This window comes from Pseudomonas sp. RIT-PI-a (assembly GCF_001187875.1).
GTDB classification, from domain to species: Bacteria; Pseudomonadota; Gammaproteobacteria; order Pseudomonadales; family Pseudomonadaceae; genus Aquipseudomonas; species Aquipseudomonas coleopterorum.
In genome coordinates this window covers 75411-93289 of record NZ_LGIR01000012.1, presented here as the reverse complement: position 1 = coordinate 93289, position 17879 = coordinate 75411, and the positions used below count along the sequence as shown (strand labels likewise).

Genomic DNA, 17879 nt, shown 5'->3' with positions numbered 1-17879 from the left:
ACCCATCAACTGCCGCGGTAGGTGGAGTAGCTGTACGGTGACAGCAACAGGGGCACATGGTAGTGCTCCTGAGTTGCATCGATGCCGAACCGCAGGACGATTTCGTCGAGAAACGCCGGCGCCGTGGTGACGGTACCGCGGCTGCGATAGTAGTCACCTGCACCGAAGTGCAGCTGATACACACCCGAACGGTAGTGCTCACCTTCCAGCAGCGGCACATCGCAACGCCCGTCGGAATTGGTCACGGCCGTTACCAGCAGTTCCAGCTGTTCGCTGTCGACGCGGTACAGACGCACTCGAATGCCGTTACCGGGACACCCATGTGCGGCGTCCAAAACGTGTGTGGTCAAGCGTCCCATGGTTGATTTCACCTGTTCAGGGGCGCGCCAACGGCGCACCGTGGTGGAGCGCAAGCGTGCGGTACGCGCCGCAATGGGGCGTGGCACCTGACACCTTGCAAAAACAAAAGCCGCAAAACACGCGTCGATGCAGATTGCTGACCGATTGGGCAGGTTCTTTGCAAGCGCCTGCATCATCGCGTTTGCAAGGATACGGCCATCCAAAGGACCGAGACCCGAGCTTACAAATTGTCCATGCCGTTGTATACAATCGATTCAAGCCCGAAAACGCCCTTCCATTGCGCCTTTTCGAGCGCGTTCTGCCACGTATAAAAGGAAATCTTCGGTGAGCCTCGACTACCCCCGCGACCTGATCGGCTACGGTGACCAACCGCCCCATCCGCACTGGCCGGGCAATGCCCGTATCGCCGTGTCGTTCGTCCTCAACTATGAAGAAGGCGGCGAGCGCAACGTGCTGCACGGCGACAGCGAGTCCGAGGCTTTCCTGTCGGAGATGGTTGCGGCGCAGCCGTTGCAGGGCCAGCGCAACATGAGCATGGAATCGCTGTACGAGTACGGCAGCCGTGCTGGCGTGTGGCGCATTCTCAGGCTGTTTCGCCAAGCCGGGATCCCCTTGACGGTCTTCGCGGTGGCCATGGCCGCGCAGCGACACCCCGAGGCGATCCGCGCCATGGTCGCCGACGGCCACGAAATCTGCAGCCATGGCTACCGCTGGATCGACTATCAGAACGTCGATGAAGCGGTGGAACGCGAGCACCTGCTCGACGCCATCCGCATCCTCACCGACATCACCGGCCAGCGGCCGCTGGGCTGGTACACCGGACGCACCGGGCCCAACACCCGTCGCCTGGTGATGGAGGAAGGCGGCTTCCTCTACGACAGCGACGCCTACGACGATGACCTGCCCTACTGGCAACCCGGCGCGGATCGCCCCCACCTGGTGATCCCCTACACCCTGGACACCAACGACATGCGCTTCACCCAGGTGCAGGGCTTCAACAAGGGCGACGATTTCTTCGACTACCTCAAGGACGCGTTCGACGTGCTGTACGCCGAAGGCGCGGAGGCACCCAAGATGCTTTCCATCGGCCTGCATTGCCGACTCATCGGCCGACCCGGACGTCTGGCGTCGCTCAAGCGTTTCATCGACTACGTCCAGGGCCACGAGCAGGTCTGGTTCGCGCGCCGGGTCGATATCGCCAGGCACTGGCAGCAGGTTCATCCTTTCCCAGGCAGCCCGCGCCCATGAGCCACTTTCGTACCCTGCAGCCTTCCCAACTCAACCGCGCCGAGTTCGTCGCAGCGCTGGGCGACATCTACGAGCACTCGCCGTGGGTGGCCGAACAGGCATTCGAGCGACTGTCGCCGCAACAGCGCGATGACATCGAGGCGGTGCATGCCTGCATGAGCCAGGTGGTGGCCGACGCCGACCGCACCACCCTGCTGGCATTGATCAATGCCCACCCCGACCTGGCCGGCAAGGCCGCAGTGCAGGGTGAGCTCACCGCAGCGAGTACTCAGGAGCAGGCCGGCGCCGGCATCAGCCAGTGCACGCCCGACGAGTTCCAGCGCTTTACCCGGCTCAACGATGCGTATCGGGCCCGCTTTGGTTTCCCTTTCATCATGGCGGTCAAGGGCAGCGATCGACGGCAGATACTGGCGGCGTTCGAAACGCGGATCGATCATTCCCCCGAAGACGAATTCGCCTGCGCCCTGCGCGAGATCGACAAGATTGCCCTGTTTCGCCTGCAAGCCCTTTAACCCCATAGCCCCGCCGCCGCACCCGCGGTGACGGACCGACTGTTCATCAACCCTCGTTCAAGGCAGATCCGTATTCATGAAAGCCTACGCCGCACCGTTCCAGAAGTACGTCAACCTGGCCGATGCCCGCCTCGGTACCCGGGCCATTTCAGTGACCGACGATTGGTTCGCCGACGTCAACCGGCTGTTCCAGCCCACCCCGGCGGTGTGGAAGGAAGGCGTCTTCGACGACAACGGCAAGTGGATGGACGGCTGGGAATCGCGGCGCAAGCGCTTCGAAGGCTATGACACTGCAGTGATCCGCCTCGGCGCGCCAGGCTCGATCAAGGGCGTGGACATCGACACCTCGTTCTTCACCGGCAACTTTCCTCCTTCGGCGTCGCTGGAAGGCTGCTTCATCAGCGAAGGCGAACCCGACGATCAGACTCCGTGGGTCGAAATCCTCAGTGCGGTCGAGCTGCAGGGCAATAGCCATCACTACCACAGCATCGACAACGACAGCGCGTTCAGCCATCTGCGCTTCAACATCTACCCGGACGGCGGTGTGGCCCGCCTGCGCGTGTATGGCGTGCCGTTCCGCAGCTGGTCGAGCACCAGCGACGAGGAGCAGATCGACCTCGCCAGCGCCCTCAACGGTGGACGCGCGCTGGCCTGCTCGGACGAACACTACGGCAGCATGAGCAACCTGCTCAATCCCGGCCGTGGCATCAACATGGGCGACGGCTGGGAAACCGCTCGGCGACGTACGCCCGGCAACGACTGGGTCATCGTGGCCCTGGGGCATCCTGGCGTGGTGCAGCAGGTGATCGTCGACACCCTGCATTTCAAGGGTAACTACCCGGACAGCTGTTCGATCCAGGGTGCGTTCGTCAAGGGCGGGACCGACAGCCAGATCGAGACCCAAAGCCTGTTCTGGCGTGAACTGCTGCCCAGCCAGAAGCTGCAGATGCACCAGGAGCATAGCTTCGCGGAGCAGATCAAGGCACTGGGGCCGATCACCCACATCCGGCTCAACGTCTTCCCCGACGGCGGTGTGAGCCGACTGCGAGTGCTGGGCACTCTGGCCCGATAGCATCACTTCATAATAGGACCCAGCATGCGTACATTACCGATCGAACCCTTGACCAAGGCCGCGTTTGCCCCGTTTGGCGACGTGATCGAAACCGAGGGCAGCGCACACTTCCTGATTAACAACGGTTCGACCCAACGCTTCGATCGCCTGGCGGACGTGCAGTTGGGCACCGAGCAGGATCAGGCCGTGATCAGCATATTCCGCGCCCGCACCTTGCCGATGCCGCTCACCGTACGCATGCTCGAACGTCATCCACTGGGCAGTCAGGCGTTCATTCCGTTGTTGGGTAACGCCTTTCTGATCGTGGTCGCACCGGCCGGCGCCGTCCCGCGCAGCGAAGACGTGCGCGCGTTCATCAGCGATGGTCGTCAGGGCATCAATTACCACAAGGGTGTCTGGCATCATCCGGTGTTGGCACTGCACGATCAGGATGACTTTCTCATCGTGGATCGCAAAGGTCCGGGCAACAATTGCGACGAGTTCTTCTTCGAGGCGTGCGACTTATTGTCGCTCGACCCGTCGTTGTAACTTCCGGGGCATGGCATAGGGCGCCTAACCATTATAAGGACGGCTGGCTTAGTTGCCCTGATCAAGACTGAAAACATAAAACCAATGCGGCTTGCCAGTGGCTACGCAAACCCCTACCCTGCGCCGCCGCTGGAAGGCGCGGCGTGCGAAGTGGCTGAACCGCGTTAGTTGCTGCATCACTGAACACTGACGAATCTATCCGCCCGGACGAAAACTGGCTAACTCGGATGACCGGTCCGCGGACGCGTTGCGCGCGTTCGGCGGCAACTACAAGTTGACCTTCGGGACAACAAAAGAGGCGCCACTAGAGTGCCCACACAACTACCACACTTATTTGACCTGAGAGCGATTGAATGAAAACCACACTACCGAGCCTGTTTCTGGCTGCCGGCCTGGCCCATGCCGGCACCGCGATGGCCGCTGGCGACTGGCTGCAGTGGCAGAGCAACAGCCTGACCTACCTGGTGGGCAAGGACTACACCGTCAACCCCAGCCACCAGCAGACCGTGACCTACGAACATGCCGATGCCTGGAAGTATGGGGACAACTTTCTGTTCGTCGACAAGATTTTCTACAATGGCGAAGCCGATGGTACCAACGGCAACAACACCTATTACGGTGAGTTCAGCCCGCGCCTGTCGATGAACAAGATCTTCGATCGCACGTTCCGCTTCGGTCCGATCAAGGATGTGCTGTTGGCCATGACCTATGAGTTTGGCGAAGGGGATAACGAGTCATATCTGATCGGTCCGGCCGTCGACCTGGATCTGCCGGGGTTCGATTATTTCCAGTTGAATTTCTATAACCGTCAAACCGAAGGCAGCCGCGCCGGGGACAATGTCTGGCAGATCACACCGGTGTGGTCCTATACCCTGCCGGTCGGTCGTTCGGACATTCTCATCGACGGCTTTGCCGACTGGGTGGTGGGCAACGATTCGAACAAGCATGGCGAGTACCACGCCAATCTGCATTTCAACCCGCAGGTCAAATACGACTTGGGCAAAGCCTTGGGTCAAGGCGCGCAGCAAGTGTATGTGGGGTTTGAATACGATTATTGGGACAACAAGTATGGGATCAAGGACAGTCGTTATTTCGATACCAATCAGAATACGGCGAGTTTGTTGGTGAAAGTGTTCTTCTGATCGGGCATTGGAAGTTGGGCCAGTGATGGGTCGAGACCGCGTGCATCGCCGACGCGGCTCGCGCCGCTGCTACAACGACCGCGTAGCCCAGTTCTGGCCTCACCGCGTTCATCCAGGCATACCGCACGCACCGCCGACGCGGCTTGCGCCGCTGCTACACTGACCGCGTGCCGCTGTTCCGGCCTCGCCGCGTTCATCCAGGCACACCGCCGACCCGGCGTTCGTACCCCTGTAGCAGCGGCGCAAGCCGCGTCCGGCCTCGCCGCGAATTCTACTGCTCGAACGCTTGACGCAGTCGGTGCAGGCCTTCGTCGATGTCAGCCAACCCGGGGGCGGCGAACGACAGACGGATGCTGCTGGGGTCCGGGTCCTGGCCGTAGAAGGCGCTGCCGGGCACGAAGAGCACCTTCTGCTCGATCGCCCGCGGCAGCAATGCCTTGGCGTCGAGGCCATGCAGGCAATGGCCCCAGACGAACATGCCGCCTGCCGGTGCACTCACCTGCAGATGCTCTGCCAGCGGTTGCAACCCCGCCAGCATGCGCTCGCACTTCTGCCGATAGCCCTGCGCCAGACCCGGCAGCGCCCGTTCCAGCGCCCCTGCCGCGAGGTAATTGGCGGCGATGCGTTGCGCCCAGGGCGAGGTGCACAGGTCCACGGTCTGCTTGGCCACCAGGCAACGCTGACGGACGGCCGCAGGCGCCACCATCCAGCCCACGCGCAGCCCTGGCGCGAGCACCTTGGACAGGCTGGACAGATGGATCACCCGGCCCTCGGCGCCCTCCACCTGCCGGCTCAACGCCAACAGCGAAGGCACTTCCTCGCCGGCAAAGCGCAGCGCACCGTAAGGATCGTCTTCGACCACCAGAAAATCGTGTGCGACTGCCAGCCGCAAAAGTGCCAGACGCCGCGCCAGGGGCAGGCAGGCGCCGGTGGGGTTGGCAAAAGTCGGCACACAATAGAGCATCGCGACATCGCCACGCGCACGCCGTGCCAGCTGCTGCGTCAAGGCATCGGTGTCCAGGCCGTCGGCATCGGTCGCCACGCTGAGCACCTGCGCCCCGGCCAGGCGCAACGCCTGCAACGCTGCCGGATACGTCGGGCACTCGACCAGTACGGTAGCGCCAGGGGCCAGTAACACCTTGAGTAACAGGTCGAAGCCTTGTTGCGAACCAGTTGTCACTATCAACTCATCCGCCCCAACGGCCACGCCACGCCGCGTCATCAGACTTACCAACTGTTCGAGCAGCGCCGGCAAGCCTTCGGTGGCGGCGTATTGCAAACAGTCCAGGGGGGCTTCGCGCATGGCCTGCTCCGCGGCTTCGCGCAGGCCGGACTCGTCGAAAAACGCCGACGCCGGATAGCCACCGGCAAAGGAAATCATGCCCGGCACCGACAGGTACTTGAACAGCTCGCGTATGGCCGAACCGGTGGGGTTTTCGAAGGCAGGCGTAAATCGGTAATCCAGGGCCATGACGGTGCTCGACGGCGAATGTGCCGAAAGTATCGAGGCTGGCGAACGCCGCTCACAAGCGAGATTATTTCCAGATGTCATGCCATTGGGTGCTGACAGGGTCCACGCCCGCAAACCAAAGGCCGCAAGTAGTCTGGCTTTCACAGCTATCGCCAGACGGAACGCTCGGCTTTATCATGACTCAGATACTCATGGCACCGCGCCACTGGACTAGACAGGTCGTGTCTAATCTGGGGAAATGCGCGCCCCTGACCTCAGGCTTTCATGTATGTCCATTGCCGAATGAACACCTCTTCCCGCTCGATCATTTGTGAACACTGCGATTCGCTGTTCGAATCGGTGGCCCTGACGCATGGTCAGAAAGCCGAATGCACGCGCTGTGGCGCGGTGCTCGAACGTGGCCAGCGCATGAGCATTCAGGCGCTGTTCGCCCTGGCGCTGACCGCAGCCATGCTGTTCATTCTGGCCAACGCTTTTCCGGTGATCAGCATCAGCATGGAAGGGCTGAGCAATCAGGCCACCCTGCTCGCCTCGGTGGAAGCCCTGGCCCAGGGCCGCATCACGCCGATGGCCGCGGTGACCGGGTTGACCATCATTCTCGCCCCCCTCTTGCAGATCTGCCTGCTGTGCTGGCTGCTCGGCTTCGCCACCGCCGGACGCGCTGCGCCCGGATTTCGCACCTGCATGCGCGCGCTGGAGCACCTGCGCCCCTGGAGCATGCTGGAAGTCTGCCTGCTGGGCATTCTGGTCGCCATCATCAAACTGGCGGGCATGCTCGACGTACACCCCGGCTTCGGCCTGTGGGCACTGGGTATGGTCACGGTGCTGTTGATCCTGATTTCCGGCAAGGGCATCCGCCGACTCTGGGACGACCTGGAAGGCCAGCTGCGATGAGCGAACCGGCCTACGCGCGGCAACTGGGCCTGGTGCTGTGCCACACCTGCGGGCATGTCTGCCAGGCAGGCGAGCACCATTGCCCGCGCTGTCGCTCCACCGTCCATGCGCGCAAACCCGACAGCATCGCGCGGACCTGGGCGCTGCTGATCGCGGCATTGATCTTCTACATCCCGGCCAACCTGCTGCCGGTGATGCGCACCAACATGTTCGGCAACGCTAGCGAAAACACCATCATGAGTGGCGTCATCGAGTTCTGGCATGGCGGCTCCTGGGACATCGCCGTGCTGATCTTCTTCGCCAGCGTGGTCGTGCCCTGCATGAAGTTCCTGATCCTGGGCATGCTGCTGGTAACCTGTCAGCGCAAGAGCCACTGGGCCATGCGCGAGCGGGCCCGCCTGTATCGCTTCATCGAGCTGATCGGCTACTGGTCGATGCTCGACGTACTGGTGGTGGCGCTGGTCGCCGCGCTGGTGCAGTTTCGTTCGCTGAGTTCCATCGACCCGCTGCTGGGTATCGTGTTTTTCGGTCTGGTGGTGGTACTCACCATGCTTGCCGCCATGAGTTTCGATCCCCGGCTCATCTGGGATGTAGAGGTTGAAGATGTCTGATCGTCCAGGTTCCACTCCCGCGTCACCTGCCGCTGCGCCGGCGGTCAAGACGCGTCGTTTCAATGTCTCGCTGGTGTGGATCGTGCCGATCATCGCGGCGCTGGTAGGCGCCTCGATGCTGATCAGCAATGGCCTCAATGCCGGGCCGCAGATCGAAATCAGCTTCGAGACCGCCATGGGCCTGGAAGCCAACAAGACCCAGGTCAAATACAAGAACGTGGTCATCGGGCAGGTGACCGCCATAGCCCTCAGCGACGACCGCAGCCACGTGGTCGCCAAGGTCGACCTGAACAAGTCCGCCGAAGGCTTCACTGCCGAAGACTCGGTGTTCTGGGTGGTGCGCCCACGCATCGGCGCCAATGGCATTTCCGGCGTGGATACGCTGCTCTCCGGCGCCTTCATCGGCGCCGACGCCGGCAGCTCCGAAGAGCGCAAGCGGCAATTCGTCGGCAAGGAAACGCCGCCGGCGATCACTTACGGCGAGCAAGGCAAGCGCTTCACCCTGCACACCGAGGACCTGGGTTCGCTCGACATCGGCTCGCCGGTCTACTATCGCCGCATCGAAGTCGGCCAAGTGGTGTCGTACCAATTGGCCGAAGACGGCAAGGGTGTCGACGTCGAGATCTTCGTCCATGCCCCCAACGACAAGTACGTGACCACCGATACGCGCTTCTGGAACGCCAGCGGCATCGATCTGACCGTGGGCGCCAGTGGCCTGAAGGTCAACACCGAGTCGCTCTCGACCATCCTCGCTGGTGGCGTCGCCTTCGTCGAACCCAAGTACAGCCCCAACGCGACTCCGGCCACCGAGCGCTCGCGCTTCGACCTGTTCGCCGACCAGGAAACCGCCCTGGCGCCGCCCGATGGCGAACCGCGCTACATCAGCATGAGCTTCAACCAGTCGCTGCGGGGCCTGGCGGTCAACGCCCCGGTAGAATTCTTGGGCGTGAACATCGGCCGTGTGGTGTCGGTCAACCTGGACTATGACGCCAAGACCAAGAGCTTTCCCAGTGTCGTCGGCGCGGTGATCTACCCGGATCGCCTGGGCAAGGCCCACGAAAAACTGCTCAAACAAATGGGCACCGAAGACGATGCGCGCTCGGCGCAATTGATGTCGGCGTTCGTCAAGCAGGGCCTGCGTGCCCAGGCGCGCAGTGCCAACCTGATCACCGGGCAGTTGTACATCTCCCTGAGCTTCGTCCCCAACGCAGCGCCCGTGGCGTTCGATATCGCCGCCCGCCCGCTGCGTATTCCTACGGTACCCGGCAGCCTGGACAAGGTGCAGGAGCAGTTGCAGGGCGTGGTCGACAAGATCAGCAAGCTACCGTTGGATGAAATCGCCAACAACCTCAACGGCAGCCTGAGCGAAATGCAGAAGACCTTGCGCCAGGTCAATGCCGAGGTGCTGCCGCAGATGCGTGGCACCTTGCAACAGACCCAGAAGACCTTGGCCGCGGCCAACTCCACCTTCGCCGACGACTCGCCGGAGCGCCAGCAACTGAGCCAGGCCATGGACGAAGTCCAGCGCACCGCCCGTTCGGTGCGGGTGCTGACCGATTTCCTCAGCCGCAACCCGGAAGCACTGATTCGCGGCCGTACCAAACAAGGTGAGCCGGACGCCTACCGCAGCCCAGGCAATACCTCACGTGAAATCCAACCGGAAGTTCAACCATGATCAAACGCAGCCTGATGCTGGCCGCGAGCATAGGCCTGGGTGCCTGCAGCTCGCCGGTGACCCACTACTACACGCTGCAGGACACTGCGCCGAGCGCGCCCTCGCGCTTGGCTGCGCCGTCGTTCCAGTTCGAAATGCTCGCGGTGCGCATGCCTGTCCAGGTCGACCAGCCGCAGCTGGTGGTGCGTCAGGATCGAGGCAATCTGGCGATTCTGGAAAACGACCGTTGGAGCGCGCCGCTGGCCGATGAGTTTCACGACGCCCTGACCGATCGCCTGGAACGCCAGTTGGGGACGCGTGATCTGGCTGGGTTGCCCAAGGATGCGCAAAAGCCCGTGCTGTCCGTACAAACCGACGTGCGACGTTTCGATTCGCTACCGGGTCAGTATGCGCTGGTCGATGTGGTGTGGAGTCTGGGTATGCGCGGGGGTGCGCAGCCGCGCCGTACATTGACCTGTGCAAGCCAGATCCGTGAAACGGCGGGAGTTGAACTAAGCAGCTTGGTGGTGGCACATCAGCGTATCATCGATCAATTGGCGAAGCAGATTGCAACGACCGCCCGCCAATGGGCCCAAGGCAACGGCGCCTGTCCTAGCTGACGGCGCGCGGCACGGTGCCGAGGGCTTTCTCGACACCGTCGAGCAACTGACCGAGCGTCCATGGCTTGCGCACGAAGCTTACCGGGATGGTGACGCCGGAGCTTTCGGGCGTTTCATGGCCCGACATGATCATGATCGGAATTTCCGGCCAGGTCTGCGCCGAGTAGTTCGCCAGCCCTGCGCCGTTCATGCTGCCGGGCATCAGGATATCCGTCAGCAACAGACCGACTTCATTGGAACGCTTGTTCAGAAACTCGAGCGCGTGGTCCGCAGATTCGACACCCTCGGTCTTCCAACCTTCCTCGCCCAGCAGTTCGCAGACGAACTCGCGAATCAGCGCTTCGTCTTCGACCACCAGAACCAGGTTCGCTCCCTTGGAAGCACTGTCGATGCGCGGCGAATCAGTCATTGCCAAATCCTTCTGTGTACTTGAATTGATTGAGGAAAGTTACCGCCGCGATGGCGACTCCCACACTCAGGTTAGGAGAGCGGAAAAGCTTGTGAATTCCATTTGTCGAGGTTGCGCCGACGAACGGTAATGAGCCGAGGTGGCGTTGCGGGGTCAGCGTTGATCAGGCGTGCTCATCCAGGATGATGCCGCTCTCGATCCGGGCCTGCTCAGCAGCGCGTTTCAGGCCTTCTGCGCTAGATGCATGGAGGAGGTAAAGTACGTCGCCCTGCCCCACCTGGGTGCCCAGATTGACCTTCAGATCCATACCTGCAGCCTTGTCACCAGGTGCGCCTGCGTAGCGGGCGAGTTCCGCCAGTCGCCAGCCATCGAGCCGTGCGACCCGACCCGCGCAGGGGGCGCACACGGCCCAGGTCGACGGACTGGGCATGACTGGCACCCTGCGTCCCTGAACCTCGATGATGCGTTCAAAAGCGGCCAGGGCCTGGCCACCGTCCAGCAGGTACTCGGCACGTTCGCGCCCGGCTTCGACACTGCCGATGCGTGGGTCCCAGGCCAGGATGCGTGCGGCAAACGACAGCGCCTTCTCGCGCAGGTCGGCAGGCGCTTCTGCGGAGCCTTCGAGCACCCAGCGTACGTCGCGCACCTCCAGAGCCGGGCCGATCCCACGTCCGACCGGTCGCGAGCCGTCGGTGGCAACGGCCGCGACGGTAAGGCCCAACAGAGCGCCAACTTCCTCGAACAGTTTGCCCAGTGTGTGCGCCTGCTCTGCGGTCGCCAATTTGGTGCCCGGCCCGAATGGCAGATCGACGATGACGTGCGTCGAGCCGGCGGTGAGCTTCTTCGAGAGGATGGACGCCACTGCCCAGCGCGTGGAGTCGATACCCAGCGGTCGGGTGATGGCGTTCATCACTTCATCCAGATGGGAGTGGTTGAGGCGGCCATTCCAGGCGATGCAGGCGCCCGTCTGGGCAATGCAGTGTTGCACCTCTTCAGGCGTCAGTTCCACCTCGGCCAGCACCTCCATGGCATCGGCGGTGCCGGCTGCGGAGGTGATTGCCCGCGACGAGGTCTTGGGCATGAGCAGACCTTGTGCCGCGACGATCGGCACCACGATCAAGGTGATCCGGCTGCCAGGCACGCCCCCCATCGAATGCTTGTCGACCACAATCGGTCGATCCCAGCGCATGATCGGGGAAAACCGCGTCCGCACGCGCGCCAGCGCTACCACCTCGGCATCCGCCAAATGCTGGCTGGCACTCACCAGAAACGCGCGGATCTCGCTGTCGACATACTCGCCGGCAATGATGTCGCGTAGCACCTGCTCGTACTGCGCCTCGTTCAGTTCATGCCCCTGCAGTTTGCGCAGCAGCAGCGGATGACTGCTCGGCAGCGGCGCGTGGCGCTGGGCAACGGTTTCAACCGCATCGACGAAGCGACCGATGCCCTCGGCCAAGGTGCCGTCGTTGTCGACGCGCAGGGTTTCGATGTCGGCAGGCAGCGCGTCGACCTGACGCAACACGCGGGCACTGGCCTGCTCGGCGGTCTCCCGACCGCGCCCCAAAATGCGCGCAGCCAGGACCTCTGGCGAAGCGGTGATTTCAATCACCACCAGATGCGGCACACGGGTGGCCGCCTCCCGAATCATCTTGCGCGAGCCGTTGGCGATGACGTGCCGGCCCTCCTCCAGCACCTGCAGCAATTCGGCGGACAAGCCATAACTCAAGCCGTGAGCATGCCAGCTGAGCAGGACCGCCCCTGCCGCGACGCTGGCTTGAAACTGTTCGGGGGTCACACCAGCGTGGTCTTCTCCTGGAGCGCCGCTGGGGCGGGTGATGGTGCGACGGGCAAACAGGTAGCGGCCGGAAGTGCCCAGGTGGGCGCGCGCGCCTTCGATGAGCGAGTCCTTGCCCGCCCCGCTCGGCCCGACCACGAAGAAGAAAATACCCTGCGCCATGAATATGCTCCGCCTTGCCCGGGCCGATGCCGACCGGCGTCTGGCCGGATCGAGCGGGTGAATGAACGCGACACGGGGCGCCCCCCGCACACCGAAGCCGGCAGTCTACGCCATTATTCGCACGCCAGTGCTGGCACCCATGCTGCATGGATCGAGCGCAGCGATTATCATCCCCGCGCCTGCATCCCATGGGACGCGTTCATCTGCGTAGGAGCGGTCATCGGCCGCTTTCATCTGCGTAGGAGCGGTCATCGGCCGCGAAGCCGGCGCCGCAGTGTTTCAGGTAAACCGCAGTGCAGCTTTCGCGGCCCCTGACCGCTCCTACGGGGTTCGTGGCGGATTATCACCTTGTCTTCAACGCTCCAGGAGTTCATGCATGTCGCCCACTTCCGGCCTGACCGAGCACGCCAGCGCTGGCACGTATCGCAAGATCGTCTGGCGGTTGATTCCGTTTCTGTGCTTCTGCTACCTGGCGTCTTACCTGGATCGCATCAACGTCGGCTTCGCCAAACTGCAGATGCTCGACACCCTGCACATGAGTGAAACCGCCTACGGTCTGGGCGCCGGATTGTTCTTCGTCGGTTACATCCTGTTCGAGGTGCCCAGCAACCTGGTGTTGCAGAAGGTCGGTGCACGCCTGTGGATCGCTCGCATCATGATCAGCTGGGGCGTGCTCTCCGGGTTGACCATGTTCGTCACCAGCGAGTGGCACTTCTACCTGCTGCGCTTCTTGCTCGGCGCAGCCGAGGCCGGGTTTCTGCCAGGGGTGCTGTTCTACCTGAGCCAGTGGTTTCCGTCGTACCGACGCAGCCGCATCATTGCCCTGTTCATGATCGGCCTGCCGCTGTCGAGCCTGATCGGCGGGCCGCTGTCGGGCTGGATCATGGGCAATTTCGACGGTGTCAGCGGCCTGCACAACTGGCAGTGGCTGTTCCTCCTCGAAGCCATACCGACGGTGGTGCTGGGCGCGTTGTGTCTGGCCATCTTGCCCAATGGCATTGCCGATGCCAGCTGGCTCACCGAGCGCGAGAAAACCGAACTGCAAACCGTGCTGGCTCAGGACGAGAGCGAGAACCGAGGCGGCCACTCGTTTCGTGCCGGCTTTTTCGACATCAAGGTATGGATGCTGGGCGGCATCGATTTCTCGATTCTGTTGAGTGCCTATGCCATGGGGTTCTGGCTGCCCACCTTCATCCGCAACGCCGGGGTCGGCAACCCCGGCGACATCGGCCTGCTGGTGGCCATACCCAGCCTCGCCGGACTGATCGGCATGCTGGCCATCGGCGCCAGTTCCGACAAGCACCGCGAGCGGCGCTGGCACATCATCGTGCCGTTCATCGTCGGCGCGGCGGCCATGTTTCTCAGCACCTTCTTCACCCAGAACGTGGCGGTCACCGTGTTGCTGTTCTCGGTGGCTTCGTTGGCCATCATCGGTGCGGTGCCGGTGTTCTTCAGTCTTCCGGCGACCTTTCTCAAAGGGACTGCGGCGGCCACCGGTTTTGCCCTGGCCTGTTCGCTGGCCAACATCGCCGGGCTGGTCAGCAATTCCCTGATGGGCGTGGTCATGGACCGCTTCCACAGCCCGCAGATCGCCCTGTGGATTTTTGCCGCCTGCCTGCTGCTCAGCTGCCTGCTGGTACTGGCGTTGCCGGCCAGGACAGTCAATCGGTGAACGGCCCGAGTCGTGGCGCGTACTGGCAATCTAAGCTCAGATCCAAAAGGTATTTATAGTTGGTTTTTTAGATCATTTAGCATTGGGATCCGGCGTGCCAGCCGGCTCTCCCTTGCCGAGGAATGATCTTCATGACCCTGTTTTCCCGCCTGTCCAAACCGCTGCTGGCCGCCACCGTGCTGCTTGCCAGCTTCGCCAGCGTCGCCCAGGCAGCTACCCCTGCCGAGGTTCGCCTGGACTACGCCTACTACTCGCCCACCAGCCTGGTCCTGCGCCATTTCGGCTGGCTGGAAAAAGCCCTGCCCGGCACCAAGGTCGACTGGGTACTCAGCCAGGGCAGCAACCGCTCGCTGGAATACCTCAACGGCGGCAGCATCGACTTCGCCTCCACGGCCGGCCTTGCAGCGGTGCTGAGCCGCGCCAATGGCAGCCCGATCAAGACCGTGTACATCGCCAGCCGCCCGGAATGGACTGCCCTGGCGGTACGCAAGGATTCGCCGATCAAGACCGTTGCCGACCTCAAAGGCAAGAAGATCGCCGCCACCAAAGGCACCGACCCTTTCCTGTTCACTCTGCGCAGCCTGCAACAGGCTGGGCTGAGCAAGGATGATGTGGAGTTGGTTCACCTGCAGCACGCCGACGGTCGCACCGCGTTGGAAAGAGGCGACGTGGATGCCTGGGCCGGCCTCGATCCGCTGCTGGCAGCCAGTCAGCTGCAAGCCGGCTCGACGTTGCTGTACCGCAACATCGAATTCAACAGCTATGGGGTGATCAGCGTCACGGAAAAATTCGCAGCTGAACATGCCGACACTGTCGCGCAGGTCATCAAGGCCTACGAGCAGGCCCGTAGCTGGGCGCGGGAACACCCGGACGATCTGGCAGCGCTGTTGGCCAAGGAATCGGGGCTGCCCCTGGACGTGGCCAAGCTGCAGCTCTCGCGGACCGACTTCAGCGACTCGCAGCCAGGCGCCAAGCAGATTCAGGCGCTCAAGGCCGCTGCGCCGATCCTCACCGCCGAAAGCCTGGTGCGCAAGGGCGTGGACGTCAACGACGTGGTCGATCAACTGATCGAGCCACGCTTCGGCGCCCAAGTCATCGGGAAGCAGTGACTTCATGAGCGCGTCGGAAAACACCCTACCCAAGGCAGCGCCGGCCCCACGGCGCGCTTCACCCGCCTGGCGGCGCGGGGCCAAGGGCTGGTTGCTGCCGTGTCTGATCGTGATCGTGCTGGAGATCGTGGTGCGGGTCGGCTGGATCCCGGCCTACCAGATGCCGGCGCCCAGCGATGTCGCGCTGACGCTGGTCGAGCTGGCGCAAGGCGCGCTCGGCAAGCACGTGCTGGCCAGCGTCGGTCGCGTGCTGGCCGGCTTCGTCATCGGTGCGTCCCTGGCCCTGGTATTTGCCGCCTGGGTCGGCCTGAGCCGGGAAGCCGAGGCCTACCTGGAACCCACCTTCGCCGGCCTGCGCGCCATACCCAGCCTGGCCTGGGTGCCGTTGCTGCTGCTGTGGCTGGGCATCGACGAGACGTCCAAGGTCGTATTGATCGCCATCGGTGCGTTCTTTCCGGTGTACGTCAACGGCGTGGCGGCGATTCGCAACATTGACCGCAAGCTGGTGGAGGTCGGGCAGATGTATGGCTTCAGCGCCCGTCGGCTGACCCTGCGTATTCTGCTGCCGGCCGCCATGCCGGGCTTGTTCACCGGCTTGCGCAGCGGCCTGAGCATGGCCTGGATGTTTCTGGTCGCCGCCGAACTGATTGCTGCCACCAAAGGCCTGGGTTACCTGCTCAGCGATGGCCGCGAAACCTCGCGGCCCGACATCGTGCTGGCGGCGATCCTGGCCCTGGCGGTGCTGGGCAAGCTCAGCGACGGCGTGCTCGCGGCCATCGAGCGGCGTTGCGTCAGTTGGCGTGACACCTTCACCGGCGAAGCCACGGGGAGCCGATCATGAGCGATGCCTTGCTGAGCATTCACGTCCGGCGCAAGACGTTTGGCGAAACCGTGGTGCTCAAGGACGTGGAGTTGCAGTTGCAACCCGGCGAGGTCGTCAGCCTGCTGGGTCCCAGCGGTTGCGGCAAAAGCACTCTGCTGCGCATCGCAGCGGGCCTGGATCGGGACTACAGCGGCGAGCTGAGCAGCGCAGGCGAGTCAGTGGCATTCGTTTTTCAAGAGCCGCGGCTGATGCCTTGGTTGAGCGTGGCGCGCAACATCGGCTTTCACGATGACGGGCACTATGACCAGGCCTGGGTACGGCAGCTGATCGAGGAAGTGGGCCTGAGCGGATTTGCCGAGGCGCTGCCCAAGGCATTGTCCGGCGGCATGGCGCAGCGGGTCGCAATTGCGCGGGGCCTTTATTCCAGGCCAAAGGTGCTGCTACTGGACGAGCCGTTCAGTGCAGTGGATGCATTTACCCGGATGAAGCTGCAGGATTTGTTGCTGGATCTGGCACGGCGGCATGACATTGCGCTGCTGTTGGTGACCCATGATGTGGACGAGGCGCTGTACCTGAGTGACCGGATGTTGGTGATGGGGCATCGGGCCAGTGGGATCAGCGGTGGGATAGATGTGGATCTGGTGCAGCCGAGGGATCGGCGGAATCCGGTGTTGGCTGATCTGAGAATACAGGCCCTGACCCAGCTGAAGTCAGCGCATGTGGTCTGATCTTTTTGTATGGCTTGAGGGCCTCTTCGCGGGCAGAGCCCGCTCCCACATAGACCCAATACACACGGGATCCTTGTGGGATCGGGGCGGGCGGCGAGCCCTCTGCCCGCGAAGAGGCCGCCACTGCCTTACAGAATAGGCTTGCCCCCAGTCACCGCATAGCGCGACCCGGAGATGTAGCTGCTCTCATCCGACCCCAGCAGCACATAGATCGGCGACACCTCGACCGGCTGGCCCGGACGACCCAGCGGTGTCTCCTCGCCAAAGGTCTTCACCGCTTCCGGCGGCATGGTCGCCGGGATCAGCGGCGTCCAGATCGGACCCGGTGCCACGCTGTTCACACGAATGTTCTTCTTGCCCAGCAACTGCGCCAGCCCGGCGGTGAAGTTGGCGATCGCGCCCTTGGTGGTCGCATAGGGCAGCAAGGTCGGCTTGGGCATGTCCGAATTGACCGAGCTGGTGTTGATGATCGAACCGCCCGACGGCATGTGCGGCACTGCGGCCTTGCAGATGCGAAACATCGCCGTGATGTTGATATCGAAAGTGCGCACCCACTCCTCGTCCGGAATTTCGTCCAATGATTCGTGGCTCATCTGGAACGCGGCATTGTTGACCAGCACGTCGATGCGACCGAAACGCTCAACTGTCTTCTCGACGATCGCCAGACACTGTTCCCGCTCGGCCAGGTCGCCCGGCAACAGCAGGCACTGGCGTCCGGCTTCCTCGACGTAGCGTGCCGTGTCCTTGGCGTCCTCGTGCTCGTCGAGGTAGGAGATCACCACGTCGGCGCCTTCACGGGCGTAGGCAATGGCCACGGCGCGACCGATACCGCTGTCACCGCCGGTGATCAGGGCGACCTTGTTGGCCATCCGGCCCGAGCCTTTGTAGCTGGTTTCGCCACAGTCGGGCAGCGGATTCATCTTCGACTGCGTGCCCGGCACCGCTTGCTGCTGCGGCTCGAACGGCGGAGTTGGATAGTTGGCCATGTGTACCTCGAAAGTTAACGGAAAACCTTGGCCGATTCGACAGAGGCTGTACCTCGTTGCCGAAACGACACAGTGTGCAAAGT

Annotated in this window: 18 protein-coding genes; 13 read left to right on the top strand and 5 right to left on the bottom strand. The window is 62.9% G+C overall.

The genetic code is table 11. From position 1 onward, the window contains the following. Window positions 1–5: 5 nt before the first annotated feature. Complete coding sequence (gene uraH / locus AC788_RS06810) at window positions 6–359, bottom strand: hydroxyisourate hydrolase (RefSeq protein ID WP_049859913.1); 354 nt, start codon at window positions 357–359, stop codon at window positions 6–8. A 325-nt stretch (window positions 360–684) separates the two neighbouring features. Between uraH and puuE the strand changes: the two genes are divergently transcribed. The 5 genes from puuE to AC788_RS06785 all read left to right on the top strand — a co-directional run bounded on the left by puuE (window position 685) and on the right by AC788_RS06785 (window position 4862). Then, window positions 685–1608: an allantoinase PuuE gene (gene puuE, locus AC788_RS06805; protein ID WP_049859912.1), complete on the top strand. Its 924-nt coding sequence runs from the start codon at window positions 685–687 to the stop codon at window positions 1606–1608. Further along, window positions 1605–2120 carry a 2-oxo-4-hydroxy-4-carboxy-5-ureidoimidazoline decarboxylase gene (gene uraD / locus AC788_RS06800; RefSeq protein WP_049859911.1) on the top strand — a complete coding sequence of 172 codons (516 nt, stop codon included), beginning with the start codon at window positions 1605–1607 and terminating at the stop codon, window positions 2118–2120. The genes puuE and uraD overlap by 4 nt, the downstream gene beginning before the upstream one ends. A 76-nt stretch (window positions 2121–2196) precedes the next feature. Beyond that, window positions 2197–3192 (top strand): allantoicase, encoded by a 996-nt coding sequence (gene alc, locus AC788_RS06795; RefSeq protein ID WP_049859910.1) that lies wholly within the window; start codon window positions 2197–2199, stop codon window positions 3190–3192. Window positions 3193–3216: 24 nt separating this feature from the next. Further along, a complete protein-coding gene (locus AC788_RS06790; protein WP_049859909.1) occupies window positions 3217–3720 on the top strand; it encodes an ureidoglycolate lyase in 504 nt (167 codons plus the stop codon). A 353-nt stretch (window positions 3721–4073) separates the two neighbouring features. Then, complete coding sequence (locus AC788_RS06785; RefSeq protein ID WP_049859908.1) at window positions 4074–4862, top strand: outer membrane protein OmpK; 789 nt, start codon at window positions 4074–4076, stop codon at window positions 4860–4862. A gap of 271 nt (window positions 4863–5133) precedes the next feature. Here the strand turns inward: AC788_RS06785 and AC788_RS06780 are convergent, their stop codons facing one another. Next, complete coding sequence (locus AC788_RS06780; RefSeq protein ID WP_049859907.1) at window positions 5134–6333, bottom strand: aminotransferase-like domain-containing protein; 1200 nt, start codon at window positions 6331–6333, stop codon at window positions 5134–5136. A gap of 282 nt (window positions 6334–6615) precedes the next feature. On the opposite strand from AC788_RS06780, the gene AC788_RS06775 reads away from it, so the two are divergent. From AC788_RS06775 to AC788_RS06760, 4 genes are read left to right on the top strand one after another with little or no spacing between them, the layout of a single operon-like run. Beyond that, on the top strand, window positions 6616–7227 hold the full coding sequence (locus AC788_RS06775; RefSeq protein ID WP_049859906.1) for a paraquat-inducible protein A: 612 nt from the start codon (window positions 6616–6618) through the stop codon (window positions 7225–7227). Beyond that, on the top strand, window positions 7224–7838 hold the full coding sequence (locus AC788_RS06770; protein ID WP_049859905.1) for a paraquat-inducible protein A: 615 nt from the start codon (window positions 7224–7226) through the stop codon (window positions 7836–7838). The genes AC788_RS06775 and AC788_RS06770 overlap by 4 nt, the downstream gene beginning before the upstream one ends. Next, complete coding sequence (locus AC788_RS06765; protein ID WP_049859904.1) at window positions 7831–9513, top strand: PqiB family protein; 1683 nt, start codon at window positions 7831–7833, stop codon at window positions 9511–9513. Before AC788_RS06770 ends, AC788_RS06765 begins: the two co-directional genes overlap by 8 nt. Further along, window positions 9510–10112, top strand: coding sequence for a PqiC family protein (locus AC788_RS06760; RefSeq protein WP_049859903.1), 603 nt, complete (start codon window positions 9510–9512; stop codon window positions 10110–10112). The genes AC788_RS06765 and AC788_RS06760 overlap by 4 nt, the downstream gene beginning before the upstream one ends. Here AC788_RS06760 and AC788_RS06755 read toward each other — a convergent pair. Further along, complete coding sequence (locus AC788_RS06755) at window positions 10105–10521, bottom strand: response regulator (protein ID WP_049859902.1); 417 nt, start codon at window positions 10519–10521, stop codon at window positions 10105–10107. The two genes, AC788_RS06760 and AC788_RS06755, sit on opposite strands and share 8 nt — an antisense overlap. Window positions 10522–10684: 163 nt before the next feature. Further along, window positions 10685–12478, bottom strand: a complete 1794-nt coding sequence (gene phnN / locus AC788_RS06750; protein WP_049859901.1) for a phosphonate metabolism protein/1,5-bisphosphokinase (PRPP-forming) PhnN — start codon at window positions 12476–12478, stop codon at window positions 10685–10687. 376 nt (window positions 12479–12854) lie between these two features. Here phnN and AC788_RS06745 point away from each other — a divergent pair, with 376 nt between their 5' ends. The 4 genes from AC788_RS06745 to AC788_RS06730 all read left to right on the top strand — a co-directional run bounded on the left by AC788_RS06745 (window position 12855) and on the right by AC788_RS06730 (window position 16810). Beyond that, window positions 12855–14150 carry an MFS transporter gene (locus tag AC788_RS06745; protein ID WP_049859900.1) on the top strand — a complete coding sequence of 432 codons (1296 nt, stop codon included), beginning with the start codon at window positions 12855–12857 and terminating at the stop codon, window positions 14148–14150. Window positions 14151–14281: 131 nt separating this feature from the next. Next, window positions 14282–15259 (top strand): aliphatic sulfonate ABC transporter substrate-binding protein, encoded by a 978-nt coding sequence (locus AC788_RS06740; RefSeq protein ID WP_082223601.1) that lies wholly within the window; start codon window positions 14282–14284, stop codon window positions 15257–15259. 4 nt (window positions 15260–15263) lie between these two features. Next, window positions 15264–16100 carry an ABC transporter permease gene (locus AC788_RS06735; RefSeq protein WP_049859898.1) on the top strand — a complete coding sequence of 279 codons (837 nt, stop codon included), beginning with the start codon at window positions 15264–15266 and terminating at the stop codon, window positions 16098–16100. Beyond that, entirely contained in the window at window positions 16097–16810 is a 714-nt protein-coding gene (locus AC788_RS06730) for an ABC transporter ATP-binding protein (RefSeq protein ID WP_049859897.1), read from the top strand. The genes AC788_RS06735 and AC788_RS06730 overlap by 4 nt, the downstream gene beginning before the upstream one ends. A gap of 128 nt (window positions 16811–16938) precedes the next feature. On the opposite strand, the gene AC788_RS06725 is transcribed toward AC788_RS06730, so the two are convergent. After that, a complete protein-coding gene (locus AC788_RS06725) occupies window positions 16939–17796 on the bottom strand; it encodes an SDR family oxidoreductase (protein WP_049859896.1) in 858 nt (285 codons plus the stop codon). Between the last annotated feature and the right edge of the window lie 83 nt (window positions 17797–17879).

What these genes read in the sequence shown, in the direction of transcription:
- AC788_RS06780 (WP_049859907.1), bottom strand. Translation starts at nt 6,333, where the DNA reads ATGGCCCTGGATTACCGATTTACGCCTGCCTTCGAAAACCCCACCGGT.
- AC788_RS06755 (WP_049859902.1), bottom strand. Translation starts at nt 10,521, where the DNA reads ATGACTGATTCGCCGCGCATCGACAGTGCTTCCAAGGGAGCGAACCTG.
- uraH (WP_049859913.1), bottom strand. Translation starts at nt 359, where the DNA reads ATGGGACGCTTGACCACACACGTTTTGGACGCCGCACATGGGTGTCCC.
- AC788_RS06730 (WP_049859897.1), top strand. Translation starts at nt 16,097, where the DNA reads ATGAGCGATGCCTTGCTGAGCATTCACGTCCGGCGCAAGACGTTTGGC.
- AC788_RS06745 (WP_049859900.1), top strand. Translation starts at nt 12,855, where the DNA reads ATGTCGCCCACTTCCGGCCTGACCGAGCACGCCAGCGCTGGCACGTAT.
- AC788_RS06790 (WP_049859909.1), top strand. Translation starts at nt 3,217, where the DNA reads ATGCGTACATTACCGATCGAACCCTTGACCAAGGCCGCGTTTGCCCCG.
- AC788_RS06735 (WP_049859898.1), top strand. Translation starts at nt 15,264, where the DNA reads ATGAGCGCGTCGGAAAACACCCTACCCAAGGCAGCGCCGGCCCCACGG.
- AC788_RS06775 (WP_049859906.1), top strand. Translation starts at nt 6,616, where the DNA reads ATGAACACCTCTTCCCGCTCGATCATTTGTGAACACTGCGATTCGCTG.
- AC788_RS06785 (WP_049859908.1), top strand. Translation starts at nt 4,074, where the DNA reads ATGAAAACCACACTACCGAGCCTGTTTCTGGCTGCCGGCCTGGCCCAT.
- AC788_RS06760 (WP_049859903.1), top strand. Translation starts at nt 9,510, where the DNA reads ATGATCAAACGCAGCCTGATGCTGGCCGCGAGCATAGGCCTGGGTGCC.
- AC788_RS06770 (WP_049859905.1), top strand. Translation starts at nt 7,224, where the DNA reads ATGAGCGAACCGGCCTACGCGCGGCAACTGGGCCTGGTGCTGTGCCAC.
- AC788_RS06725 (WP_049859896.1), bottom strand. Translation starts at nt 17,796, where the DNA reads ATGGCCAACTATCCAACTCCGCCGTTCGAGCCGCAGCAGCAAGCGGTG.
- AC788_RS06740 (WP_082223601.1), top strand. Translation starts at nt 14,282, where the DNA reads ATGACCCTGTTTTCCCGCCTGTCCAAACCGCTGCTGGCCGCCACCGTG.
- phnN (WP_049859901.1), bottom strand. Translation starts at nt 12,478, where the DNA reads ATGGCGCAGGGTATTTTCTTCTTCGTGGTCGGGCCGAGCGGGGCGGGC.
- alc (WP_049859910.1), top strand. Translation starts at nt 2,197, where the DNA reads ATGAAAGCCTACGCCGCACCGTTCCAGAAGTACGTCAACCTGGCCGAT.
- uraD (WP_049859911.1), top strand. Translation starts at nt 1,605, where the DNA reads ATGAGCCACTTTCGTACCCTGCAGCCTTCCCAACTCAACCGCGCCGAG.
- AC788_RS06765 (WP_049859904.1), top strand. Translation starts at nt 7,831, where the DNA reads ATGTCTGATCGTCCAGGTTCCACTCCCGCGTCACCTGCCGCTGCGCCG.